We start from the raw sequence: 23,381 nt of genomic DNA, 5'->3' as shown, positions 1-23,381 counted from the left end.
AGGATTTGAGTGATACTTTTGCAATATGGAAGGAGTGGTAACATATTTAAATATAGTGCCATAAATATTCAAGGGAATAAATTTGAAGGAGAATATGAAGGCGAAGACATAATTGAACTAAGAAATAAATTAAAGGACAATGGATATTATCTTTTGGATTTTAAAAAGAAAAATAATAACATTTTTAAATATGGATTTAAAGAGCGAATTAACTCCCGAGATATAAGTTTTTTATGTAATGGATTAAGTAGTATGATAAATGCTGGAATTTCAGTATCTAAAGCGTTAAATACTATAGCATCTCAGTGCAATAAAAAGACATTGAGGCAGAGTTTATATAGAGTAGAGAAAAATGTATCAAGGGGAGAAAGCATCTATAAAAGCTTAAAGAAAGAATCTGGTATGTATCCATTGTTTATGAATGAAATGATTAAGATAGGAGAAGAAAGTGGGAAACTGGATAAGATACTGAAGGATTTGTCGGAATATTATGACAAACAAGATAGATTATTTAATAAAATTAAGTCAGCAATTACCTACCCTTTTGTTGTACTAATAAGTTCTTTCTTTATAGTTTTATTCTTAATGGCTAAAATAATACCACAGTTTATAGATACATTATTGTCTATTGGTGGAGACATTCCTTTTCTAACGCAGGTTACATTAGATTTTTATAGTTTTCTTAGAGCAAACTTTTACTTAATAAATATAATTTTACTTGCCATCATGATTGCTGTATATCAATATTCGAGAACAAATGAAGGTAAACTTTATTTTGATAATATAAAAATTAAAATTCCCTACTTAAGAAGATATTACAATAATCTTGTTTTATACAAGTTTTCAGTATCACTATCTATGCTTATAGAAGCAGGTTTTAATATAATTGAAGCTTTAGAAACTGTTACAAGTGTTTTAGGTAATAAAGTAATAGAGAATAAAGTTAAGAATTGTATAGAAGATATAAAGCAAGGAGAAAGTATGAATTCTTCTTTTAAGAAGCAAGAACTAGGAAATGAACTATTTTTATCTCTGATTTCCATTGGGGAGGAGACTGGAAAGGTTGAGCAGATGTTATCAAAACTCGGAAAGATACTTGAAAATGAATTAGAGGGATATTTAAAGAAGCTTTTAAGTTTAATGGAGCCAATGATTATTATATTTTTAGCTTTATTTGTGGGTGTATTTATAATAGCAGCCTTTATGCCTATTATAAACATCATGGATTCTATAGAATAAAGCATCTTCAAAAAAATAACTAGTCAGTATACTAGTCTATTTTGCGTCAAACTACGTTGGCAGAACCCCTAGATACGAAACCTGCCTCTCTATCTGGCACAAAATATTAGATTAGGTAGTCATTGGATGAAAACCTTTGTGAGAAAGGAAAAGATTATGAAAATAAATTATAATAAAATAACAAATTCAAGGAAAAAAGGTTTTACTATAATAGAACTTATGTTAGTTGTTTCTATAATATTAGTTCTTATGGGATTTTTAGTTCCAAAATTTTCAGCTTATCAAGAAAAGGCTAAAGTAACAAAAGCTATAAATACAGCAAAACAAATTCAGACAGCAGCTATGGCAAGTTATGGAGATAATGAAGGCAAATTTGACAAAGAAAATGTACAATCCAATATAGGTCTACTTACCTCAGTTGGAAATGATGTTACGGTAGAAAATCCATCTTCAGACGACCAGAGTGTGGATATAAAATATAAAAGTGATAATAAGGATTGTAAAGTAACAGTTGACGCAGCTCAAAATTCTTTTGTAGTAATATATGATAAGAAAACCGTATATCCGAAAGCCATGTCTACAAACACACAACAAAGTACCAAGTCTGGTACATAATTTTATAGAGATAATCATAATGGAGTAGTTATATGAAGACTAAAAAGAAAGGGTTTACTGTTATAGAACTATTGATAGTGCTGGTGATAATATCCATACTATTTAGCTGCAGTTTGATAAATTTTGGTGGATACAGCAAATTACAAAATCGAATAGATGTTGATATTTTCAGTAATTCTCTGATTAACTTAATAAATAACTCAAAAGAGTATTGTAGAGATAAAAATATAGGAGGCTATTTATATTTTGATACTGAAAAAAACTTTATATGTTTAAACTCTGAAACACAGCGAGTTTATAAATTAGAGTTACCAGATAAATTTACATTAAATATAGTGAGGCCAGGAAATAAAATAAAAATAGATAACAGAGGTATAACTGAAGATGCGTGTACCATTCAATACAAAGATCGTGAAGGAAAGATGCACTGCATTACGATGTGTGTGGGAACAGCCTTCGTGGAATTTAAATACTAATAAAGGATACTCCTTGATAGAAGTTATATGTAGCATTGCAGTATTTTCAATATTATTTATTACAATATTATCAATTCAACTGAATAACGTGAGGCTAAAAAAAACAAGTAATGAGATACATAATAATACAATATTTATGGAAGCAGCAAAGAATAACATAATTTATAATTGTTCGTATGATGAAATACATAAGCTTACTCTTGAAAATAGATATTATATTTCTAAAGAAAATATTCAGGAGGATAAAATCAAAGAAAAAGGAATAACTAATTTATTTGCTCAGAATAAACCATCAGAAGAGCCTTATATAGCTATTGATATAGAGCAAGGTAAAGTATTAAAGCTAAATTTAAAATTATATACAAAGATCAAAAATAACACTAAGGTTATGGAGTGTGAGATTTATAAGGGAAAATATAAAAGGTAGAAAAGCTACTAAAAAAGGATTTACATTAATTGAATTAATGATTGTTACAGCATTAATAGGAATTATATCATCTATTCAAGTAATTATTATTTCAAAGTATATGAGAATCCATAGAGAAGAAATAAAGGAAAGCAGAGAATATTTTTATGTAAATGAGGCTTTTATGATAATTGAAAGCCAAATAAATAATGCTAAGTATACGGAGATATCAGATAACAGAATTACTATAAAAAGATATGATGGTAAGGGGAATGATTATATTAGAAAAGATCGTGACTCAGACATTATAATATCCTATGGCACTGTATATTCACCTACAACTAATAATATTTTAAAAAATGTTAAGGAATTTATTGTAGAGGAAAAAGGAAGAGTGGTATATATAACTATAGAAACAAGGAAAGGTAAAGTGTATAAAAGATGTTTAGGACTAGAAAGAGGAAAAGCAAAGAAGGATTTATTTTAATTTATGTTCTATTTGCCTGCAGCCTATGTTTTCTTATTGCTTTAGGTGTTTATAAAATGGAAGTTTTAATAAGAAATAATGATTTAAAGCTTCAGCAAAATACAATGAAAGTGGACGTTATACAAAAACCAAGAGAGTTTCTTCTAACTGAATTAGACGAGAATATCTATAAAAATGTTAGCTCTATAAGTGAAGAAGGAGTAAAAGAATTTTTTAATGCCACAACAAGCACTGCTATAAAATATGATGATAATTTGGTTAAATATATTAATGATTCAAATTATTTTTTAGCTGAATACTATATCAATCATAAGTTTTATAAAGAGGAGCTATATGAGTATAAGGTTATTAATGGATCAATATTTTATGGATGCATCGATTATTCTTATAAAAAAGGAGGAATAAAATGATGAGAAAAAAGGGATTATTACAAGTTTATAATGATAGTTTAACTTATAAAGAAATTCTCAGAAAAAGTTTTATAGACAGAATAATAGCCTTAAAAAAATATGATGAAATTAATATCAATGCAGAAGATATTGATGATATTAAAGTAGATTTTAAAAATAAAAGTCTATTTATAATAGTAGATGGTGAAGAGGTATATGTGAAATTTATGACTTTTCCAAAGGTAAAAAAGGAGAAGCTTCATGCAATTATTAAAGGCGAGCTGCAGTATAGATTTAAAAATATAGATAACATTATGTTTACCTATCAAATCATCAAAGATAATGGTTCAAGCTTAGATGTGATAGTATTTTGCTTAAATTGGAATAAACTAAATTTAATAAAAAAGTGTACAGAAAGAGGCGGAAAAATAAAGGGCATATTTCCAATACAATTTTGTATTTTGAACAATTATAAAAATAGAATTAAAGATAAAAATTACATCCTTATTTTTATACATGAAAATATTTTATATTTATTAGCCTGTGCAGACGATAAGATGATTGCTAACAGTGTTATAAAAACATTTACTGAGAATAGTTTTATAGATGAGTTGAAAAAATTTCAAGTTAAATGCAGTATATCACAAGAATATGATCAATTTAACAAAATATTTTTTCTAAACTTTCCTTACAAAACTTTAATTAAAGATGCAGAGGAACTATATAGTTGCATAGACTTAGGGAATGATTGCTGTGATAATAACTATTTTATATAGAGTTTAAAGCTTAGGCATCATAAGGAGATGATTTAAATAGAAAAGATGTATTTTTTGCCAGAGTGGTATTTAGAAGATAGAAAAGTTAAGAGAAAAAAGTTACTGAAAGTTTTTATAAGTATATTTATTATAATAGACCTAATTCTTATGGAACTGTTGATTGTAAATACAAATAAAAAAAAGCTTTTAGATACTGAAATTAATCAGAGACTTGTACCACAAAAGAAAGATAGTGAACAAATGAATGAAACGAAGAGCAAAAATAATAGAACATTAGATACATTCTTAACCTATATAACAAGCGTACAGGAATATGACAATTATGAAAGTATATATATAGATGGAAGAAGAATAGAACTAAATTTTGATTCAACAAAATTAGATTATAAATTACTCATAAAAGAAATAGAAATGAAAAATAAATTTATAATAAAACAGATATTATTTCTGAGTGGTGAAAATCCGGGAAATATAAAAATAAATATGGAGTTAAAGTGAGAGGGGAAAATATATGTTTAAAAATAGTATTTATAAGCCAATCATGGTCATTCTGTGTTTAATATTATTTTTATTTTTAATTGTGCAGAATTTCAATGTTAGAGAAAAAATAGCTGAAAATGAGGCTAAATTAAGAGTTATAGATGAAAATAAAAGTGATAATAGCAAATTAAAACAATTTGGATTTACTGAGATATTAGAGGGGTTAAGTGAAAAAGAAAAGGTTAAAATAAACGGTTTAAGAATTCAAAGTAATAAAGAAGCAGCAGTAGAACTTGAAATCTTAGGTGATATTTCTGTAGTTAAAAGTACACTAGAAGATATAAAAAATAAAGATAATTATCAACGTATTAATAATATAAAAATAAATAAAGATGAAAACAGCAATAACACTACTAAAGTGAATATTGATTTTATAAAAAACAAGTAGAGAATCTGAAAGCAAATAAATTAATATTATTTGCAAATAATCACAAGTTTTGATAAAATAACATTGTTCAAATAGAACTGTATTGTGTAGTCTATATATTGAAAAGTGAAAACATAGAGCGTTTATTTCTTAAATTGTAAGTTTAATAAGGAATAATTGTTACATAAATTGGAGAAAGTAATAGTGAATGCTACACGTTACGTAAATATGGGGGTAATATAAGATGTATAAAGAAAGAATGAGAAAATTAAGAGATGCAATGAGCAAAAAAGGATTAGATGCTGTTCTTTTAATTGGAGATCATAATAGAAATTATTTAAGTGGATTTACTGGAAATGAAAGCTTTTCAGTAATAACAACTGATAAGGCATTTTTTATTACAGATTCAAGATTTACTGAACAAGCACAGCAACAAGTTAAAGATTATGAACTATTAGAATATAGTAAGAATACTACTTTTGCTGACTTTCTATCAGAATTGATAAATAAAAATAATATTAAAAAGCTTGGATTTGAAGAAAATATAGTTTCTTATGGTACATACAGCCTTTATAAAAGTAAACTTAATTGTGAATTTGTTCCTATGGAAGGTATAGTTGAAGAAATAAGAGTTGTAAAGGACGAAAGCGAAATAGTACTTATGAGAAAAGCAGCAGAAATTGCTGACAAGGCTTTCGAACATATGCTTAGTTTTATAAAACCGGGAATGACTGAAAGAGAAGTAGGACTTGAGCTTGAATTTTATATGAAAAAATTAGGGGCTACAGACCTTTCATTTCCTTCTATAATTGCATCAGGGGTTAGATCAAGTTTACCTCATGGAGAAGCTACTGATAAGGTTATTAATAAAGGAGAATTCTTAACACTTGATTTTGGGTGCGTTTATGAAGGATATTGTTCAGATATGACAAGAACAATTGTTATAGGTGAGCCATCTGAAAAAATGGTTGAAATATATAATATTGTACTAGAAGCACAGGAAAGAGCTTTAAAAGGTTTTAAACCAGGAGTTCCTGCAATAGAAGTTGACAAAATTGCAAGAGATTACATCAAAGAAAAAGGTTATGGAGAATATTTTGGCCATGGTTTAGGTCACGGAGTAGGTAGAGAAATTCATGAAGCACCAACGGTTGGATATAGAAATGATAAACCACTCCCAGCAGGTATAGTTGTTACAGATGAACCAGGAATTTATATATCAGGTTTTGGTGGAGTAAGAATAGAAGATATATTATTAGTAAAAGAAGATGGAATAGAAATATTCTCAAAATCACCTAAGCATTTAATATGTATAGAATAGTATATATGATTACCTGTAAAAGGTCATAATATAATAAATGAATAATAAAGTTTTGGAGGGATACACAAATGATATCAGCAGGAGAAATAAGAAAAGGAACTACTTTTGAACAAGATGGACAAGTGTTTACTGTAATAGAGTTTCTTCATGTTAAACCAGGTAAAGGAGCAGCTTTCGTTAGAACAAAGCTTAGAAATGTTATAACTGGAGGAGTTACAGATACAACTTTTAACCCAACTGCAAAACTTCAAGAAGCAGTTATAGAAAGAAAAGAAATGCAGTACTTATATTCAGATGGTGAATTATATTACTTCATGGATCAAGAAACTTTTGAACAAATTCCTTTGAATTACGAGAAAGTTGAAGGCGCTATAAAATTCTTAAAGGAAAATATGTTTGCTGTAATAAAATTCTTTAAAGGTGAAGCATTCTCAGTAGAAGCTCCAAACTTTGTAGAATTAATGATAACTCAAACAGATCCAGGAGTTAAAGGAAATACAGCTACAAATGTTTTAAAACCTGCTACAGTTGAGACTGGAGCAGTTGTTCCGGTTCCTATATTCGTAAATGAAGGAGAAATTATAAGAATAGATACAAGAACTGGAGAATATATGGAAAGAGTTTAAGGAATACTATTATGGCAAAATAAATTTAAGGATGTGGTTAAATGAATTCTATTATGTCAAAGGTTTCTTATCTTAGCGGATTAGTTGACGGATTAAGTATCGATGAAAGCACTAAGGAAGGAAGAATATTAACAGAAATTGTTAGTGTACTTAAAGACATAGCTGTAGAAATATCTGAAATCTCAGAATCCCAAAAAGTTGTTCAAGAATACATAGATGCCATAGATGAAGACCTAGCAGAACTTCAAGAAGATTTTTATGATGAAGATTATGAGCTATATGAGGATGAAGGTGATAACTTTATCCAACTTGAATGTCCTAACTGTGGAGATACTGTGTATGTTGATAAGGACATAATAGCTAAGGGTGAAGAAATTACATGTCCTAATTGCCATAAAAAAATAGCAACTAAAAATTGTTGTTGTGAATAATTGAACGAATTCAGAGCGGTATTACTTTATACTTCTAGCAAAAATAGAAGTATTAGAGTGGAAGTTTATTGAATAAGTTATTTTAATACCACATAAATGAGGTTACTCATTTATGTGGTATTTTTTATTTGGTTATGAAGTGAAACTTGAATCAGGTGGGGGTTAAATGCCATTTAGGCATTTAACCCCCATCTGATTCTTAGTTGAACGAATCCAGGGACATAGCCGCTCTTTACTCCCGCTTTCACAGAGTGCAAGCAGAGAAACAAAATTTCTGATTTTGTGTGAATCGCTTTCATAGAGCGCGATGGGAGTATTAGAGTGGGTAGTCATCGGATAAAATTTTTTATTTATTTGGAATAATTTCTGAGTAATTAAAATAGAAATTAATATAAAGAAAGGAGATGAGAAAGATAGATACAAAAGAAATTTTAAATATTTTACCACAAAGTATTAAAGATGCTCTTGGAGATTTAGCTCAATCAAAGACACTTCAAGAAATCAGAATAAGAGCGGACAAGCCTTTAGTTTTTCAAGTAGGTAATAGAGAAATAGTTAACAAATATACACCAAGATCAGATGACTTAAAAACTATCATTCAAAGGATGAGCAACTATTCTATTTATGCCTTTGAAGAAGAATTAAAACAGGGCTATATAACAATTAAAGGTGGACATAGAGTCGGTGTATGCGGAAAGTGTGTAATAGAAAAAAATGAAGTTAAAACTATAAAAAACATTGCATCCCTTAATATTAGAATTTGTAGAGAAGTAAAAAGTTGTTCAGATTCTATAATGAAATTTATTATAAATAACAATGAAGTAATAAATACTATAATAATTTCTCCACCAAAGTGCGGAAAAACTACACTGATAAGAGACATAACAAGAAATATTTCAGATGGTATGGACAAGATGTTTTTTGAAGGAAAAAAAGTATGTGTAGTTGATGAAAGGAGTGAATTAGGAGCATGTTTTAATGGAATACCTCAACTTAATATTGGACTTAGAACAGATGTTTTAGATGGATGTCCAAAAAGTGAAGGGATAATGATGGCTATAAGAAGCATGTCTCCAGATGTTATAGTTTGCGACGAGATAGGGGCCTATAAGGACATTGATAGTATTTTAAATGCACTTAACTCAGGAGTAAGTTTAATTACTACAATTCACGGGTATGATGTAGAGGATTTATATAATAGACCTGTATTTAAAGAAATTGTTGAAAATAATGTCTTTAAAAGAGCTATTGTTTTAAGCAATAAGAAAGGTGCTGGAACCGTAGAGTGTATATATGATTTTTCAACTAAATCAGTGATATGGAGGGGGTAGAATGTTAAAATTTCTAGGTTGTATTATGATTCTAGCCGCATCCACAGGAATAGGGTTTATTTATTCAGCGAAGTTTAAAAAGAGAACTAGACAATTAGAAGAGCTCCAGAGATGTATTTATCAACTTCAAAATGAAATAGTATATACCCACACTCCTTTGCCTGAAGCGATTGAAGATGTATCTAAAAAAAGTGTGTATCCAATTAAAAAAATATTCGAAGAAGTGTCATGTCTATTATTTGATAATAAAGTAAACAATGTACATGAAGCATTCCGTAATGTATTAAATAGAAGAAAAGATATTTTGAACCTAAAAAGAGATGATATGAATATATTATTGGATTTTTCAAAAACTCTAGGAGAATCAGACATAGAAGGTCAACAAAGAATATTTCACCTTACTTTAGAAAATTTAAAAAAGCGAATAAAAGACTCAGAGATTTTGATGAGTAAAAATGTGAAGATGTATAGATACCTCGGATTTTCGCTGGGGGCCATTATAGTTATAATACTCGTTTAGGCTAACTAAGGCATCTTCAAAAAATAACTAGTCAGTATGTTAGTCTATTTTTCGTCATACTGCAACCGCAGAATTCTTAGATAGTGCTGACTATCTGCGGAACCTGCTTCCTTGTCTGACACAAAATATTCGTCGCATCTTTGACTTGTTATTTTCTTTCAGATGCCTAAATAATGTTTGTAAAAAAAGGGGGTAATTAAAATGTTGGATATTAGTTTAATATTTAAAATTGCTGGTGTAGGTATAATTGTAATAATTATAAATAAAGTATTAGAAGCTAGTGGAAAAGGAGATTATGCTGTAGTAACAAATTTAGCTGGTATATTAATAGTTTTAATGATGGTAATAAATTTAGTAAACAAGCTATTTACTACAGTAAGAACAATGTTTCAACTTTAGGAGGTTAAAGTCCTAAATGGACTTTAACGGGTAATTTTGCTGTTGGAAACGAGCAAAATCACCCGGTGTTCCGACTGAAAGGAGGAAGCTATGGAAATAATCAAAATAGTTGCTTTTGCGTTTATGGCATTATTTATTGTACTGCTTTTCAAAGAGAGAAGAGAAGATTTTGCAGTATATATAAGCATGGCTGTTGGGGTCATGATATTCTTATTTATGATAACAAAGATAACCGCAGTACTCCAATTTTTACAACAGCTAGCAGCTAAAGCTAATATAGATTTTATATATTTAACTACTGTATTTAAAATATTAGCCATTGCTTATTTAGCCTCCTTTTGCGGTGAATTATGTAGAGATGCCGGACAAGGAAGCTTAGGGGCTAAAGTGGAGTTTGCAGGAAAAATACTTATTTTAGTGTTGGCAATTCCTATACTTATGGCTGTATTACAGTCAATTCTAAAGATTATGTAGGTGTTAACTATGAAGAAGATTATATTAGTTTTACTTATGATTTTTGTAACATCCTTTAATGTGAAGGCATTAGAGGTTAATAACATTAAAACAGATACTCGTGAAAAAGTTGAAACTGAACAAATAGAGAAATTTTATGATTATATTTCCAATATGAAAACAAAATATGAACTGCTTAAAGATATTGAAGCAAAAACATATGTAAAGGATTTTATGAAAACTGGAGATGGTAAAGTATCCACAAAAAAGCTACTTAATGCGTTAGGCATATATATGTTTAAAGAGATTGCTGCATCATTAAAGTTATTAGCACTATTAGTGGTAATTGCACTTATATGTGCACTTCTTACTAATTTGCAAAAGGCCTTTAGTGGTGAAAGCCTATCTAACATAGCTTATTTTGCGTGTTACTCTCTACTTATAATAGTAATGGCTAAAAGCTTTTATATAGGAGTAGATACAGCAAGATCTACGATGAAGGAAATGACAGACTTTATGACTGCTATTGTGCCAATCCTTATAATGCTTATTGCAAGCGTAGGAGGATTTGTGGAAGCAGCAGTTATGGACCCTATTATAATAGGAACGATAACCATAAGTGCAAAAATATTTATGGACATAATAATACCAATAATATGCATGACTTTTGTATTACAGTTTGTGAACAATATGTCTGAAGAATACAAAATTAGTAAACTTACAAAACTTTTAAATCAAATAGCTATGTGGGGACAAGGCATTGTAATGACAATATTCATAGGAATAATTACGATAAGAGGAATTACAGCTAAAACTATCGATGAAGTTACTGCAAAAACAGCAAAATTCGCTGTAGACAATTTTGTACCTATAGTTGGAAAGAGTCTTTCAGATGCCGTATCAACAGTAGCTGGTTACTCAATTTTATTAAAAAATGCACTAAGCAGCTTAGGACTTGTCATATTAATTGCTATAGTGCTGTTCCCAATAATTAAGTTACTCATAATGTCACTTTTATACAAATTTACTGCGGCATTAATAGAACCTATAAGTGATAGCAGATTAGTAAATTGCATAAGCGCAGCTGGAGACTCTCTTGTACTGGTGACAGCTTGCCTTATCAGTGTATCAGTTATGTTTTTCATAATGGTAGCTATAATAGCATCAGCAGGTAAGGTAATGATAGGAGGATAAAAGAACATAGGAAAGAAGGTGATAAACATTGTTACAAGCTCTAAGGGAATGGCTTATAGGCATTTGTACTGCTGTGTTTTTCATAACTGCTGTAGAGATAATTCTTCCAGATAACAGTTTAAAAAAGTATGCAAAGTTTGTACTAGGTTTAATTTTGATTACAGTTTTTATAAATCCCTTAATAAAAGTTTTTGATAGAAATTTTGATATAAACACCTATACAAGCAATGCTATTCAATCCTTTGATGCAAAAAAACGGAAAATGAGTTTCAAAAATATAAAGAAAAGAATATAAAAGACACTTTAGAAGTATTTAAACTTAATCTTCAGACTAACTGCGAAAAAAAGCTAAAAGAAAAATATCCAGATAATAATTATAAAGTACAAGTTGAAGCTTCCTATGATGATAATAATGATAAACTTGTTATAAAAGATATAAAAGTAGGAGTTAAGGATGGAAGTATAGAAAGAATAAAAAAAATAAAAATAGGTGATGAAAGTAAGACTGTTGATAACGGTGATAAACAAATCAATAACGAAAAAAGCCAGGCTATAAAGAAATACTTAGGTGATGAGCTTAATGTCTCAAAGGACGTAATACAAGTATACAAAATATAAAATTGATTAACTTTTATAAGATTAAAAGATAAGAAGGAGAGGACCATATGGATTTTAAAAAGTTTTTTGAGAAACTTATTAAAGATAGTGAGAAAAACTCATCGGATAAAAAGAATGTAGCTAATTTGCTTATAATGCTATTAGCAGGAGTTCTAATAGTCTTAACAGTAAGCTTTTTTAAAACATCTAACACAATTGGAATTCAAAGTTTAGGTACTGGAGATAATAAAGGTGCAAATAAGGCAGGTAAAACTGACCAACAGACAAGTAACGATAGATCGGCGCAAGATTATGAAAATACAATTCAACAAAAGTTAAAAGATACTTTAGAAAAAATTGAAGGTGTCGGTAAAGTAGAGGTTATGGTTAGTTTTGAGAGTGGAGAAGAGCAGGTTCCTGCAGTAAATATAAATGATTCAACAAGTAATACGGAAGAAAAAGACAATGAAGGCGGAACTAGAAATACCACACAGAAGAATAACGGAAGCACTGTTGTTGTAACAAATGAGGGTGATAAGTCCAAGCCTCTTATAGTTAAAACCTATAAGCCAAAGGTTTCAGGAATCTGTGTTGTAGCTGAAGGCGCTGAAGATAAAGTTACTGCACTTAGAATAACTAAGGCAGTGGTTGATTTATTCAATATTCCAGAGAATAAAGTTAATGTTTATCCTATGAAAAAATAGTATATAAATGTTTCTAAAAGCATATAATTTGTTAGAAAGGTTGATAGGGGGAATAAAAAATGAATAAAAAACAAGGGATAATTATTGCTACTCTTTTAGCTCTTATTGTTTGTGCGGGGGTACTTGCTACAAAATTAAATAGTCCATTATATGTGAATGGTGATGACGGCAGTGGCGCAAAAAGTAGTGCAGTATCTTTTAACAATACAGATAAGAAAAATAGTAAATCTACATTCTTTGATGAGGGTAAATTAATCCGTGAGCAGAAAAATGCACAAACACTACAGACATTAAAAACTTTAATTGACGACAAAAATATATCTAAAGAGAACAGAGATGAAGCAACTAAAAAATATACTGAATTAGCAATGAGTACAAATTATGAATCAAAAATTGAAACTACTTTAAAGGGCAAAGGCTATGAAGATGTACTTTGTTCTATAGAAGAAAGTGGTAAGGCAAGAGTTGTAGTAAAAGGAAAGGACAAACTTACGGATAAAGATACAAGAGAGATAAAAAATGTAGTGATGGGAATAGCTAAAATTCAAGAAGTTGAAATAGAAGTTAAACAATAGAATTAATAACATATTTTAATACTATAAATAGCCTGTACACTTTAAAACTAAATTAAAGTGTACAGGCTAAATCTTTATTTAGGTATCTTCAAGAAATTATTTATCAATTTGGTAATGTTTAATTTGTAAAAGGGAAAGCTATTTGATATAATATACGTAAAGTTAGTTTTGGCTGATATCAAATACCTAGGGGGTACGAGAATGGAAGAGAATATTAAAAATGAAATTGACATGGGTATCGTAAAAATATCTGATGAAGTCGTAGGTGTAATTGCAGGTCTAGCTACTACAGAAGTAAAAGGAATAGTTGGTATGAGCGCAAGCCTTGTAGGTGGTATAACTCAAATATTAACTGGAAAAAAGAATTTATCAAAAGGTGTTAAAGTTACAGTTGGAGAAAATAGCGCTGCTATTGATTTATATGTAGTTGTAGAGTATGGAATAAGAATTCCAGATGTAGCATTAGAAGTGCAAGAAAATGTAAGGAAAGCTGTTGAGTCTATGACAGGTCTTGACGTTTCCGCAGTAAATGTGCATGTACAGAATGTTATGATTCCTAAAGTAATGGATGTTGTTGAAGATATGGAAGAATAGTATCTACACCCTCTGTGTTTAGAGGGTTTTTTTATTCTTGGGCATTTTTAAAAATTTGAGTATTTGCATATGCATACTTGAACTGCAATATTACTTTAAGTATAATTATATCTAAACTGACAATAATTAATTGTAGAAGAACATTTAGCCAAATCAGGAGGAAGAAATGAATAGAAGAAAATCAAGAGAAATTGCCATGAAATTATTATTCCAAACCACTATAAATAAGGAAGACTTTAAAGAAGTTATCGCAAATCTTAAGGAAAATATTGAGGTTGAAAATTCAGAGCTAGATATGACTGGACTATCAACTTATAAGGAAAGTGATCCTGAAAGTATTGATCTAGAAGATGTTGATATGGAATATATCGTAAGAGTTCTCAAGGGAGTTCAAGAAAATGGCGAGGATATAGATAAAGAAATAGAAAAGCACCTTAGAAATTGGAAAATTAATAGATTGTCTAAGATAGATGTATCTATACTCCGAATATGTACATATGAATTTTTATATGAAAAAGATATTCCTAAGAATGTATCTATAAATGAAGCTATAGAGCTTGCTAAAAAGTATTCAGCAGATAAATCTGCATCTTTTATCAATGGTGTACTTGGAAGTATGTTAAAGGAAGTTATTCAGTAGAATAAGCTTCTTTTAACTGCTTTTTCATGTTCTTTAAATTGTAAATTAAAATTTCAATATTTGAGAAGGTAGTAAATATGTATATAAAAACCTTAACAGTATCAGCTTTAAACGGTTATATAAAAAAGCTAGTAGATAATGATTTTATACTATCTAACTCTAGCGTAAAAGGAGAAATATCTAATTTTAAACTTCACAGTAGTGGACATATATATTTTTCTCTTAAAGATGAGTCTAGTAAAATAAATTGTATAATGTTTAGAAGTGCAGCAAAAAATTTAAAATTTATTCCCGAAGTTGGAATGCAAGTTGTAGTTAAGGGAAGAGTTTCAGTTTATGAAAAAGAAGGAGCCTATCAATTCTATTGTGATATGATGGAGCCAGATGGAGTAGGAGAATTATATTTAGCATTTGAAAAATTAAAAAACAAACTACAAAGTGAAGGTTTATTTGATGAAAAGTATAAGAAGCCTTTGCCTAAGTATGTTAAGAAAGTTGGGATAATAACTTCTCCAACTGGTGCAGCAATTAGAGATATAATAAATGTTACAAAACGAAGAAATAAGAATGTAGAACTAGTAATATATCCTGCATTGGTTCAAGGAATAAACGCAAGCGCAGACATGATAAAAGGTATAGAAACCTTAAATAAAGTGGAAGATATTGAACTTATAATACTTGCAAGAGGTGGAGGTTCTATAGAAGAGCTTTGGTGTTTTAATGATGAGAAACTGGCTAAGGCCGTTTTTAACTCTCAAAAACCTATAATCACTGGTGTAGGTCATGAAATTGACTATACTATTGTAGACTTTGTTAGTGATAGAAGAGCACCAACTCCATCAGCGGCAGCAGAAATTGCTGTATTTAATTTAGAGGAATTTAAAAATAGAATTTTAGCATATGAAAATATTCTACAGACTCGTATCCAAATAAACTTAAATAATAGAAAAAACGAAATGAATTTATTGAAGCGAAATTTAATGTCTCTTAGCCCATCAATATATATAATAAACGAATATAACAATATTGATAGATTAAGGGAATTGATAGATATAAAAGTTAAAGGAAGATTAAACAAAGAAAAAGAGGCACTAGGTAAAATAAGTGCTCTACTTTCAGCACACAATCCATTGAATGTTTTAAATAAAGGTTACGCTATGATTCAAGATGAAAATGAAAATTTAATTAGTAGAGTTTCTACACTCAAAGAATCAGAAAAAGTGAAAATTACATTAAAAGATGGATATGTTTGTGCGAAGCTTACAGTTAAAGATAGTAGTAAGTTCTAAAAATGGCATTAAGGGAGTGATTTTATGCCTAGAAAAAGTGAGTCTTATGAAAGTATGATGGAAAAACTTGAAGATATAGTAAATATAATGGATGGCAAAGAACTATCATTAGAAGAAAGTTTAAAAAAGTATGAAGAAGGCGTAAAACTTTGTAATAAACTATATAAAGTATTAAATGATGCAGAAGGAAAAATAAAGCTTCTAACAGAAGATGGAGAAAAAGATTTTGAAGAAGAGTAAGAATAAAATTAGGAGTTAGCAAATCTTAAAAGAGTAATAAATGCCATATGGGGAAGATTATCAATATTTAGAATATGAATGGAGAAGTGGGATATGGATATAAAAGATGAGATTACAATTGAAAAATTAAAGAAAGAAATAGAAAATTGGGTTTCAGAGCATTTTAAAGACAAAGGATCCTACAATAAAAGGGTATACGAAGCTATAACTTACAGCTTAGATGCAGGCGGAAAGAGAATTAGACCATTATTATTTTTGCTAACATATATGCTAAAAAATAATAATTATAAGTCTGTACTTCCAGTAGCTGCGGCCATAGAAATAATTCATACTTATTCTTTGATTCACGATGATTTGCCTTGCATGGATAACGATGATTTAAGAAGAGGAAAACCTACAAATCATAAAGTATTTGGTGAAGCAATCGCAGTTCTTGCTGGGGATGGCCTTTTAAATGAGGCAATGAACATCATGTTTAGATACTGTATGGATAATGATAAGAATGCCATAAGAGCTTGTAGTTTAATTTCAGAAAGTGCAGGGATAGAGGGTATGGTTGGCGGACAAACAGTGGATATACTAAGTGAAAATACAAAAATACCAATAGATCAACTATATTATATGCACAGTAAAAAAACAGGAGCACTAATAAAAGCGGCAATAGTTGCAGGCGCAATTCTTGGTGGTTCAACAGAAGAGGATGTTAAAAAATTAGATTATTATGGGCAAAAACTAGGGTTAGCTTTTCAAATAAAAGATGATATATTAGATATAGTAGGAGATACAGAAGTTTTAGGTAAAAAAGCTAAAAGTGATTTAGATAACAATAAAACTACTTTTATCACCACATATGGATTAAATAAGTGTATGGAGATGTGTAACTCATTAACAAGTGAATGTGTAGAGGTATTAGATAAAGTTGAGGGAGATACCTCTAAATTAAAAGAAATAACATTATTTTTACTTAATAGAGAAAAATAAATAGAGATACTATATTTTAAAAAAAGGATAGATGAAAGATGCCTAGTTTATTAGAAAACTATAGAGATATTAACGATATAAAGAAAATGACATTAGAACAGCAAAGAAGACTTGCATTAGAGGTCAGAAAATTTTTAATAGATAAAGTCTCAAAGACCGGAGGACATCTTGCCTCTAACTTAGGAGTAGTAGAGCTTACTTTAAGTATATTCAATGTTTTTAACTTAAATAAAGATAAGCTTATATGGGATGTAGGGCATCAGGCTTATATACATAAGATACTTACTGGAAGAAAAGATAAGTTTGATACATTAAGGCAATTTGGTGGTATAAGTGGATTTCCTAAGAGAAATGAAAGTATATATGACTTTTTTGAAACCGGTCATAGCAGCACATCTATTTCAGCTGCGTTAGGAATGGCTAGAGCAAGAGATTTGAAAAATGAAAATTATGATGTAGTTGCTGTAATAGGAGATGGAGCATTAACCGGTGGTATGGCTCTTGAAGCACTCAATGATGTAGGATATAGAAAGACTAAACTAGTAATTATTCTAAATGATAATCAAATGTCTATAGCTAAGAATGTAGGTGGGGTGTCTAGATATTTAAGTAAAATAAGAATGGCCCCTAGATATAATAGATTAAAAGAAGAGGTTGAAAGTGCTTTAAAAAAGATACCCAATATAGGAAATGGAATGGCAAAATATCTTGAAAGAATAAAAAAAGGAATAAAACAAATGGTGGTTCCTGGGATGTTTTTTGAAGATATGGGCATAAAGTATCTAGGTCCTATTGATGGGCATGACTTAGAAGAATTGACTGAAGTTCTATCTAGAGCTAAAAACATAAAAGGGCCAGTTATTATACACGTTATAACAAAGAAAGGAAAGGGATATGAATTTGCAGAAAAAAATCCTGGTAAATTTCATAGTTTAGGTCCTTTTCATTGTGATAGTGGAGAAGTATGTTTTAGTTCCTGTGATTCTTATTCAAAAGCCTTTGGAGAAGAGATGGTAGAACTTGCATCAAAAAATAAAAATATTGTAGCTATAACAGCGGCTATGAGAGATGGGACGGGACTTAAATCGTTTTCGGAAGAGTTTCCGAATAGATTTTTGATGTCGGAATTGCCGAACAGCATGCTGTAACTTTGGCAGCAGGTATGGCAAGAGAAGGACTAAAACCGGTTTTTGCTGTATATTCTACATTTCTGCAGAGGGCTTATGATCAAATTCTACATGATGTGTGTATTCAAAACCTTCCAGTGGTTTTTGCTATCGATAGAGCAGGAATAGTTGGTGATGATGGAGAAACTCATCAAGGTGTATTTGATTTATCATATTTAACACATATACCTAATATGACGGTAATGTCACCTAAGAGTATACCAGAGCTTAGATATATGCTTAAATGGGCAACTACGCAAAATTATCCTATAGCATTAAGATATCCAAGGGGTGGTGACAGTATAAATGATTCAATCGAACCACTTAAGGATTTTGAACGTGGAAAATGGGAAAAGATATATGATAAAGGAAGCATAGCTTTAGTTGCCCAAGGAAAAATGGTACAGCATGCTATTATGGCTAGGCAAAAATTGCTGAATTCAGGAATAGATGTAAGGGTTATAAACGCTTGCTTTGTAAAACCTATTGATAAAGAATTAATTAAAGACCTATCAGAGCAAAACGTCAATATTGTAACTATTGAAGATAATGTGGTGCACGGTGGATTAGGATCTAGTGTACTTGAGTATATGAATACTTTAGATAAAAAGGTAAAAGTTTTAAATTTAGGATTTAATGATGAATTTATTCCACATGGAAAAACAGATATATTATATAAGACATATGGATTGGATGTTGACGGGATCATAAAAAACATATTAAAAATAGTATGATAAATAGTAAATTAATGATAAAATAATATCAAACAAGAATTTTGTATAATTAGCTTATATTTTTAGTTTAGTTGAATAAGGTATCTTTAAAAAATAATAAGTTAGTATGCCAGTTTATTTTGTGCCATACTGCGGCAATGGAGCTAGATTATACTCTATTATAAGAGGAACTGTTGCCTTGTCTATCACAAAATATACTAACATTTTTGACTTATTATTTTTTCAGATGTTTAGCTAGGATATAATATTAAAAGGAGTTTGTTATGTCGGATAATAAAGAAAGACTTGATATTCTATTAGTGAAAAAAGGAATTTTTGACTCAAGGGAAAGAGCTAGGGCTAGTATAATGGCTGGTGAAATATTTATTGATGGTCACAGAGTAGATAAATGCGGTGAAAAGGTTAAGGAAAGTTCAAATATTGAATTTAAAGGAGAACAATTACCTTTTGTAAGCCGCGGAGGATTAAAATTACAAAAGGCAGTCAAGAATTTTAATATAGATTTAAATGATAAAATTTGTCTTGACATAGGAGCTTCTACTGGAGGATTTACAGATTGTATGCTTCAAAATGGTGCAAAAAAGGTATTTTCTATAGATGTAGGATATGGTCAGTTTGCATGGAAGCTTAGAATTGATCCAAGAGTAGTATGTATGGAAAGAACTAATATAAGATATGTTACTTTAGATGATATTGGTGAGTATAGTGATTTTGCTAGTATAGATGTATCCTTTATATCACTAAAAAAGGTTGTCCCTACTGTTTTAAAGTTGCTTGATGACAATGGAAGTATTATGGCATTAATAAAGCCTCAATTTGAAGCTGGAAGAGAAAAAGTTGGTAAAAAGGGAGTTGTAAGAGAAAAATCAACTCATGAGGAAGTAGTAGGCAATATCATAGAATTTGTTAAGGAATGTAATTGCAAAATAATTGCATTAGATTATTCGCCGATAAAAGGACCAGAGGGAAATATAGAATACTTAATTTATTTTACAAAGAATAAGGAATTTAATGAAACATTTAAATACGAAGATATGAAAAGCGTAGTTGGCTCAGCCCATCAAGGGCTTAATGGGGAGGCATTATGAAAAGTATAGGGATTAATGTAAATACAGCAAAAGATAACAATGGGGAGACGTTAGATTTTATTGTAAACTTGATTCGCAGCGAAAGAAAAGATATAGAAGTTAAGGTCTATGAAGACGGTAATGGCCTTGATGAAAAAGAAAGTGCTAAATTGAATGCAATTATTGTGTTAGGTGGAGACGGAACAATATTAAGTACTACTAGACGTATTTATAAGCATAGCGTACCTATTCTAGGAATAAATATAGGACATTTAGGTTTTTTGGCTCAGGTAGAAAATTCAAATATTAAGACTTCTATTAGAAATTTAATCGATGGGAGATATGATGTTGAAGAACGAACTATGCTTCAATGTGCCTATAGTTATAATGGGGAAACTAAGGTATATCATGGATTAAATGACATAGTAATGTACAAAGGTGTTTGGTCAAGAATACAAAAATATGAAGTTTTTATTAATGATAAATTTTATAATACCTTTAACGCTGACGGAGTTGTTGTGTGTACTTCAACAGGTTCCACTGCATATAATCTTTCAGCAGGTGGACCTATAATACATCCTGAACTTGATGTTTTAGCCTTAACTCCAATGTATTCTCAATCACTTACATCTAGAACAGTTGTATTAGATGGAAAAAGTAAAATATCTATTAGAGTTAAGAAAAATAATGAAAACATATTTTTATCAGTAGATGGACAGGAATGGATTGAAACTGACAGTACAGTAGCAGTAGATATCAGTAAATCAAATTATAAATGTAAACTTGTAAGATTTGGTGATAACGATTATTTTAACACTTTACGAAAAAAAATTACTTTTAGAGCAAAGGAATGTGAAGGTGAACAATATGAAAGTGACAAGGCACGCTAAAATATTAGAAATTATAAATTCAAGGGATATAGAAACACAAGAAGAACTAGCAGAAGAACTTAGAAAAGGTGGAATGAATGTTACACAAGCTACCGTATCTAGGGATATAAAAGAGCTAAAGCTTATAAAGGTTTTATCAGATAGTGGAAAGTATAAGTATGCTACTATAATGCATACAGAAAATTTTTTATCTAATAAACTTGTAAATATATTTTCTCAAACTGTTATAGGTGTTGAAAATGTTAATAACTTTGTTGTTATAAAAACTATATCAGGGTCAGCATCTGCAGCGGCAGAAGCTATAGATTCATTAAATTTTGAAGGAATTGCAGGAACTCTTGCTGGAGATAATACTATTTTTGTAATGGCAAGAGATGCTGAAAAGGCACAAGTTATATCTCAAAAAATGAAAAAAATGATTGCACAGTAGGAGGCTTTTATTCTATGCTTCTTCAATTAAACATAAAAAACTTTGCATTAATAGAGGATTTAACTATCTCATTCGAAAAAGGTTTTAATGTGCTTTCGGGTGAAACAGGAGCAGGTAAATCAATACTTATTGATGCTATTAATTACGTATTAGGAAGCAAATTCAGCAAAGATTTAATAAGAACCGGAGAAAATAAAACTTTTGTTGAGGCAATTTTTTCAATAGAAAATCCTAAAACCGAAGAAATTCTAAAAGAACAAGATATAGAGTGCGATGATTTAATTATAATAAGTAGAGAGACATTTCAATCTGGAAAAAGTATTGCTAAAGTTAATGGTAAATCAATATTAATATCATCACTTAAGTATATAAGTAGTACATTACTGGATATTCATGGACAACATGAAAATCAAAATTTATTATCAAATGAGAATCACATTCATTATGTAGACTACTATGGTGAAGATAATATAAGAAGATTATTGGAAAATTATAGAAAAAAGTATTATAAGCTAAATGAAATTGAAGATAAAATTTTTAAGCTTCTAGGTAAAGATGGAGAGAAGGAAAAACTTATTGATTTCTTTAAGTATCAAATAGATGAAATAAATTCTGCGAACTTAAAGGAAGGAGAAGAGGAAGAGTTAGAAGAAAAGTATAAAATTCTCTCAAATGCAGAGAAAATAAATAATACATTAAACATGTGTTATAACAATCTCTATACTAATGATGAGGGCGTTTTATCTATTTATGATGGTCTATCGATGGTTATAAAGGAGATATCTTCCTTAGAGAAGAATCTTCCTAAAGTAAAGGATATAAAAGGTTCATTAGAAGAAGCCTTTTATAATATAGAAGGTAGTATAGAACAGATTAGAAGTATAAAAGAAAATATTTATTATGATGAAAAAGAGCTAGAATATATAAATAGTAGAATATATTTGATTAACTCCTATAAAAAAAAGTATGGAAATACTATTAAGGATATTCTTAACTATAGAGATAAAATAAAGCTTCAATATGAAGAGATGATAAATAGTAGCGAAATTGTGGAAAAACTAAAAAAAGATAAAGCTAAGATAATAGAAGAGCTAAAAATCGAAGGAGAAAAACTTCATAAAGAAAGATGTAGGATAGCTGAAAGTCTAGAAGCTAAAATTAAAGGTGAATTGAATTTTGTCGGACTAGAAAAAAGCACATTTAAAATTAATGTAGAGCTAGAAGATAAATTCACTCAAAACGGTTCAGATAAGATACAATTTTCTATATCCACAAATCCAGGAGAACCTTTAAAACCTCTTGAAAAGGTTGTATCTGGAGGAGAATTATCTAGAATAATGCTAGCCTTAAAAACAGTATTTGTGGATAAAGATAAAATTCCATCAGTTATATTTGATGAAATAGATACTGGAATAAGTGGGAGAATAGCACAATGTGTAGCTGAGAAAATGTATACTATTTCTAAAGGTCATCAAGTATTTTGTGTTACACATTTACCTCAAATTGCATGTATATCTGACATGCATTATTGGGTATCTAAAGAAGTTAAAGAAGATAAAACATTTACAAGAGTGAGACAAATGAGTGAAAATGAAAAGGAATATGAAATAGCAAGAATGATAGGTGGATCTGAAGTTACAAAGTTAACGCTGGAACATGCAAAAGAGTTAATTAATATGGCCAATTTAAAAAAAATAGAATTAAAGTGTAATATTGGATAAGACTGCATTAGTTGCAGTCTTTTTTTATTATTTCACTCATAAAATTGTATTCTTTTGGTAAAAATAAGATTAATCCATTTAAAAAATTAACGATAGTCAAAAAATTAGTTTTTACATCAAAGTATTAACTTTAATTGAAAGTATATAATAGCATAATAAGATATTTAAGAGGGCAACTTAAAA

At 29.6% G+C, this 23,381-nt stretch carries 28 protein-coding genes and 3 pseudogenes; all 31 read left to right on the top strand.

Features of this window, described 5'->3' with window-relative positions; genetic code table 11:
* Positions 1-9 precede the first annotated feature (9 nt).
* Positions 10-1,239 (top strand): type II secretion system F family protein, encoded by a 1,230-nt coding sequence (locus tag RCG18_RS00745; RefSeq protein ID WP_308039536.1) that lies wholly within the window; start codon positions 10-12, stop codon positions 1,237-1,239.
* Between the two features lie 156 nt (positions 1,240-1,395).
* On the top strand, positions 1,396-1,854 hold the full coding sequence (locus RCG18_RS00740) for a type II secretion system protein (RefSeq protein WP_308041936.1): 459 nt from the start codon (positions 1,396-1,398) through the stop codon (positions 1,852-1,854).
* A gap of 32 nt (positions 1,855-1,886) precedes the next feature.
* Complete coding sequence (locus tag RCG18_RS00735; protein ID WP_308039535.1) at positions 1,887-2,330, top strand: type II secretion system protein; 444 nt, start codon at positions 1,887-1,889, stop codon at positions 2,328-2,330.
* Positions 2,296-2,388, top strand: a pseudogene (locus RCG18_RS28930) (type II secretion system protein); the annotation flags it as partial. The gene RCG18_RS00735 and the pseudogene RCG18_RS28930, both read left to right, overlap by 35 nt.
* A gap of 78 nt (positions 2,389-2,466) precedes the next feature.
* Positions 2,467-2,757, top strand: coding sequence for a hypothetical protein (locus RCG18_RS00730; RefSeq protein WP_308039534.1), 291 nt, complete (start codon positions 2,467-2,469; stop codon positions 2,755-2,757).
* Positions 2,726-3,223, top strand: a complete 498-nt coding sequence (locus RCG18_RS00725; protein ID WP_308039533.1) for a prepilin-type N-terminal cleavage/methylation domain-containing protein — start codon at positions 2,726-2,728, stop codon at positions 3,221-3,223. Before RCG18_RS00730 ends, RCG18_RS00725 begins: the two co-directional genes overlap by 32 nt.
* Before the next feature lie 56 nt (positions 3,224-3,279).
* The gene (locus RCG18_RS00720; RefSeq protein WP_308039532.1) at positions 3,280-3,633 is read left to right on the top strand and encodes a hypothetical protein; all 354 of its coding nucleotides are present in this window, start codon (positions 3,280-3,282) and stop codon (positions 3,631-3,633) included.
* Complete coding sequence (locus RCG18_RS00715) at positions 3,630-4,388, top strand: hypothetical protein (RefSeq protein WP_308039531.1); 759 nt, start codon at positions 3,630-3,632, stop codon at positions 4,386-4,388. Before RCG18_RS00720 ends, RCG18_RS00715 begins: the two co-directional genes overlap by 4 nt.
* A 45-nt stretch (positions 4,389-4,433) precedes the next feature.
* Complete coding sequence (locus RCG18_RS00710) at positions 4,434-4,886, top strand: hypothetical protein (RefSeq protein WP_308039530.1); 453 nt, start codon at positions 4,434-4,436, stop codon at positions 4,884-4,886.
* Positions 4,887-4,899: 13 nt separating this feature from the next.
* Positions 4,900-5,316 (top strand): hypothetical protein, encoded by a 417-nt coding sequence (locus RCG18_RS00705; RefSeq protein WP_308039529.1) that lies wholly within the window; start codon positions 4,900-4,902, stop codon positions 5,314-5,316.
* Between the two features lie 223 nt (positions 5,317-5,539).
* Positions 5,540-6,616, top strand: coding sequence for a Xaa-Pro peptidase family protein (locus RCG18_RS00700; RefSeq protein WP_308039528.1), 1,077 nt, complete (start codon positions 5,540-5,542; stop codon positions 6,614-6,616).
* A 68-nt stretch (positions 6,617-6,684) separates the two neighbouring features.
* Positions 6,685-7,242: an elongation factor P gene (gene efp / locus RCG18_RS00695; RefSeq protein ID WP_178908050.1), complete on the top strand. Its 558-nt coding sequence runs from the start codon at positions 6,685-6,687 to the stop codon at positions 7,240-7,242.
* A 41-nt stretch (positions 7,243-7,283) separates the two neighbouring features.
* Positions 7,284-7,673 (top strand): CD1247 N-terminal domain-containing protein, encoded by a 390-nt coding sequence (locus RCG18_RS00690; RefSeq protein ID WP_178908049.1) that lies wholly within the window; start codon positions 7,284-7,286, stop codon positions 7,671-7,673.
* A gap of 413 nt (positions 7,674-8,086) precedes the next feature.
* Positions 8,087-9,004 (top strand): stage III sporulation protein AA, encoded by a 918-nt coding sequence (spoIIIAA, locus tag RCG18_RS00685; protein WP_308041935.1) that lies wholly within the window; start codon positions 8,087-8,089, stop codon positions 9,002-9,004.
* 1 nt (position 9,005) lies between these two features.
* Positions 9,006-9,524, top strand: a complete 519-nt coding sequence (spoIIIAB, locus tag RCG18_RS00680) for a stage III sporulation protein SpoIIIAB (RefSeq protein WP_308039527.1) — start codon at positions 9,006-9,008, stop codon at positions 9,522-9,524.
* A 201-nt stretch (positions 9,525-9,725) separates the two neighbouring features.
* The gene (gene spoIIIAC / locus RCG18_RS00675; RefSeq protein ID WP_308039526.1) at positions 9,726-9,923 is read left to right on the top strand and encodes a stage III sporulation protein AC; all 198 of its coding nucleotides are present in this window, start codon (positions 9,726-9,728) and stop codon (positions 9,921-9,923) included.
* Between the two features lie 90 nt (positions 9,924-10,013).
* The gene (spoIIIAD, locus tag RCG18_RS00670; protein WP_211142521.1) at positions 10,014-10,397 is read left to right on the top strand and encodes a stage III sporulation protein AD; all 384 of its coding nucleotides are present in this window, start codon (positions 10,014-10,016) and stop codon (positions 10,395-10,397) included.
* Between the two features lie 9 nt (positions 10,398-10,406).
* Entirely contained in the window at positions 10,407-11,570 is a 1,164-nt protein-coding gene (spoIIIAE, locus tag RCG18_RS00665) for a stage III sporulation protein AE (RefSeq protein WP_308039525.1), read from the top strand.
* 73 nt (positions 11,571-11,643) lie between these two features.
* Positions 11,644-12,119, top strand: a pseudogene (spoIIIAF, locus tag RCG18_RS28925) (stage III sporulation protein AF); the annotation flags it as partial.
* A 116-nt stretch (positions 12,120-12,235) separates the two neighbouring features.
* Positions 12,236-12,871 carry a stage III sporulation protein AG gene (spoIIIAG, locus tag RCG18_RS00650; RefSeq protein ID WP_308039523.1) on the top strand — a complete coding sequence of 212 codons (636 nt, stop codon included), beginning with the start codon at positions 12,236-12,238 and terminating at the stop codon, positions 12,869-12,871.
* A gap of 59 nt (positions 12,872-12,930) precedes the next feature.
* Positions 12,931-13,446, top strand: coding sequence for a SpoIIIAH-like family protein (locus RCG18_RS00645; protein ID WP_308039522.1), 516 nt, complete (start codon positions 12,931-12,933; stop codon positions 13,444-13,446).
* A 201-nt stretch (positions 13,447-13,647) separates the two neighbouring features.
* Positions 13,648-14,040: an Asp23/Gls24 family envelope stress response protein gene (locus tag RCG18_RS00640; protein ID WP_211142516.1), complete on the top strand. Its 393-nt coding sequence runs from the start codon at positions 13,648-13,650 to the stop codon at positions 14,038-14,040.
* Positions 14,041-14,206: 166 nt separating this feature from the next.
* Positions 14,207-14,680: a transcription antitermination factor NusB gene (gene nusB / locus RCG18_RS00635; RefSeq protein ID WP_308039521.1), complete on the top strand. Its 474-nt coding sequence runs from the start codon at positions 14,207-14,209 to the stop codon at positions 14,678-14,680.
* Between the two features lie 77 nt (positions 14,681-14,757).
* Positions 14,758-15,969 carry an exodeoxyribonuclease VII large subunit gene (xseA, locus tag RCG18_RS00630; RefSeq protein ID WP_308039520.1) on the top strand — a complete coding sequence of 404 codons (1,212 nt, stop codon included), beginning with the start codon at positions 14,758-14,760 and terminating at the stop codon, positions 15,967-15,969.
* 24 nt (positions 15,970-15,993) lie between these two features.
* Positions 15,994-16,209 carry an exodeoxyribonuclease VII small subunit gene (locus RCG18_RS00625; protein ID WP_308039519.1) on the top strand — a complete coding sequence of 72 codons (216 nt, stop codon included), beginning with the start codon at positions 15,994-15,996 and terminating at the stop codon, positions 16,207-16,209.
* Positions 16,210-16,302: 93 nt separating this feature from the next.
* Positions 16,303-17,190, top strand: a complete 888-nt coding sequence (locus RCG18_RS00620; RefSeq protein WP_308039518.1) for a farnesyl diphosphate synthase — start codon at positions 16,303-16,305, stop codon at positions 17,188-17,190.
* Positions 17,191-17,228: 38 nt separating this feature from the next.
* Positions 17,229-19,090: pseudogene (gene dxs, locus RCG18_RS00615) on the top strand (1-deoxy-D-xylulose-5-phosphate synthase).
* A gap of 263 nt (positions 19,091-19,353) precedes the next feature.
* Complete coding sequence (locus RCG18_RS00610; RefSeq protein ID WP_308039517.1) at positions 19,354-20,178, top strand: TlyA family RNA methyltransferase; 825 nt, start codon at positions 19,354-19,356, stop codon at positions 20,176-20,178.
* Positions 20,175-21,047, top strand: coding sequence for an NAD(+)/NADH kinase (locus tag RCG18_RS00605; RefSeq protein ID WP_308039516.1), 873 nt, complete (start codon positions 20,175-20,177; stop codon positions 21,045-21,047). Before RCG18_RS00610 ends, RCG18_RS00605 begins: the two co-directional genes overlap by 4 nt.
* Positions 21,025-21,477, top strand: a complete 453-nt coding sequence (locus tag RCG18_RS00600) for an arginine repressor (protein WP_308039515.1) — start codon at positions 21,025-21,027, stop codon at positions 21,475-21,477. Before RCG18_RS00605 ends, RCG18_RS00600 begins: the two co-directional genes overlap by 23 nt.
* 14 nt (positions 21,478-21,491) lie before the next feature.
* Entirely contained in the window at positions 21,492-23,198 is a 1,707-nt protein-coding gene (recN, locus tag RCG18_RS00595) for a DNA repair protein RecN (protein WP_308039514.1), read from the top strand.
* Positions 23,199-23,381: the final 183 nt, after the last annotated feature.

It is taken from the genome of Clostridium sp. OS1-26, assembly GCF_030915445.1.
Classification (GTDB): Bacteria; Bacillota; Clostridia; order Clostridiales; family Clostridiaceae; genus Clostridium_AM.
Note: the sequence above shows the minus strand (reverse complement) of the source record. Positions and strands in the feature narration are given on the sequence as shown.

Coding starts and splice junctions, on each gene's coding strand:
- RCG18_RS00740 (WP_308041936.1), top strand. CDS start 1,396: ATGAAAATAAATTATAATAAAATAACAAATTCAAGGAAAAAAGGTTTT.
- RCG18_RS00735 (WP_308039535.1), top strand. CDS start 1,887: ATGAAGACTAAAAAGAAAGGGTTTACTGTTATAGAACTATTGATAGTG.
- RCG18_RS00730 (WP_308039534.1), top strand. CDS start 2,467: ATGGAAGCAGCAAAGAATAACATAATTTATAATTGTTCGTATGATGAA.
- RCG18_RS00720 (WP_308039532.1), top strand. CDS start 3,280: ATGGAAGTTTTAATAAGAAATAATGATTTAAAGCTTCAGCAAAATACA.
- RCG18_RS00715 (WP_308039531.1), top strand. CDS start 3,630: ATGATGAGAAAAAAGGGATTATTACAAGTTTATAATGATAGTTTAACT.
- RCG18_RS00710 (WP_308039530.1), top strand. CDS start 4,434: ATGTATTTTTTGCCAGAGTGGTATTTAGAAGATAGAAAAGTTAAGAGA.
- RCG18_RS00705 (WP_308039529.1), top strand. CDS start 4,900: ATGTTTAAAAATAGTATTTATAAGCCAATCATGGTCATTCTGTGTTTA.
- RCG18_RS00700 (WP_308039528.1), top strand. CDS start 5,540: ATGTATAAAGAAAGAATGAGAAAATTAAGAGATGCAATGAGCAAAAAA.
- efp (WP_178908050.1), top strand. CDS start 6,685: ATGATATCAGCAGGAGAAATAAGAAAAGGAACTACTTTTGAACAAGAT.
- RCG18_RS00690 (WP_178908049.1), top strand. CDS start 7,284: ATGAATTCTATTATGTCAAAGGTTTCTTATCTTAGCGGATTAGTTGAC.
- spoIIIAB (WP_308039527.1), top strand. CDS start 9,006: ATGTTAAAATTTCTAGGTTGTATTATGATTCTAGCCGCATCCACAGGA.
- spoIIIAC (WP_308039526.1), top strand. CDS start 9,726: ATGTTGGATATTAGTTTAATATTTAAAATTGCTGGTGTAGGTATAATT.
- spoIIIAD (WP_211142521.1), top strand. CDS start 10,014: ATGGAAATAATCAAAATAGTTGCTTTTGCGTTTATGGCATTATTTATT.
- spoIIIAE (WP_308039525.1), top strand. CDS start 10,407: ATGAAGAAGATTATATTAGTTTTACTTATGATTTTTGTAACATCCTTT.
- spoIIIAG (WP_308039523.1), top strand. CDS start 12,236: ATGGATTTTAAAAAGTTTTTTGAGAAACTTATTAAAGATAGTGAGAAA.
- RCG18_RS00645 (WP_308039522.1), top strand. CDS start 12,931: ATGAATAAAAAACAAGGGATAATTATTGCTACTCTTTTAGCTCTTATT.
- RCG18_RS00640 (WP_211142516.1), top strand. CDS start 13,648: ATGGAAGAGAATATTAAAAATGAAATTGACATGGGTATCGTAAAAATA.
- nusB (WP_308039521.1), top strand. CDS start 14,207: ATGAATAGAAGAAAATCAAGAGAAATTGCCATGAAATTATTATTCCAA.
- xseA (WP_308039520.1), top strand. CDS start 14,758: ATGTATATAAAAACCTTAACAGTATCAGCTTTAAACGGTTATATAAAA.
- RCG18_RS00625 (WP_308039519.1), top strand. CDS start 15,994: ATGCCTAGAAAAAGTGAGTCTTATGAAAGTATGATGGAAAAACTTGAA.
- RCG18_RS00620 (WP_308039518.1), top strand. CDS start 16,303: ATGGATATAAAAGATGAGATTACAATTGAAAAATTAAAGAAAGAAATA.
- RCG18_RS00610 (WP_308039517.1), top strand. CDS start 19,354: ATGTCGGATAATAAAGAAAGACTTGATATTCTATTAGTGAAAAAAGGA.
- RCG18_RS00605 (WP_308039516.1), top strand. CDS start 20,175: ATGAAAAGTATAGGGATTAATGTAAATACAGCAAAAGATAACAATGGG.
- RCG18_RS00600 (WP_308039515.1), top strand. CDS start 21,025: ATGAAAGTGACAAGGCACGCTAAAATATTAGAAATTATAAATTCAAGG.
- recN (WP_308039514.1), top strand. CDS start 21,492: ATGCTTCTTCAATTAAACATAAAAAACTTTGCATTAATAGAGGATTTA.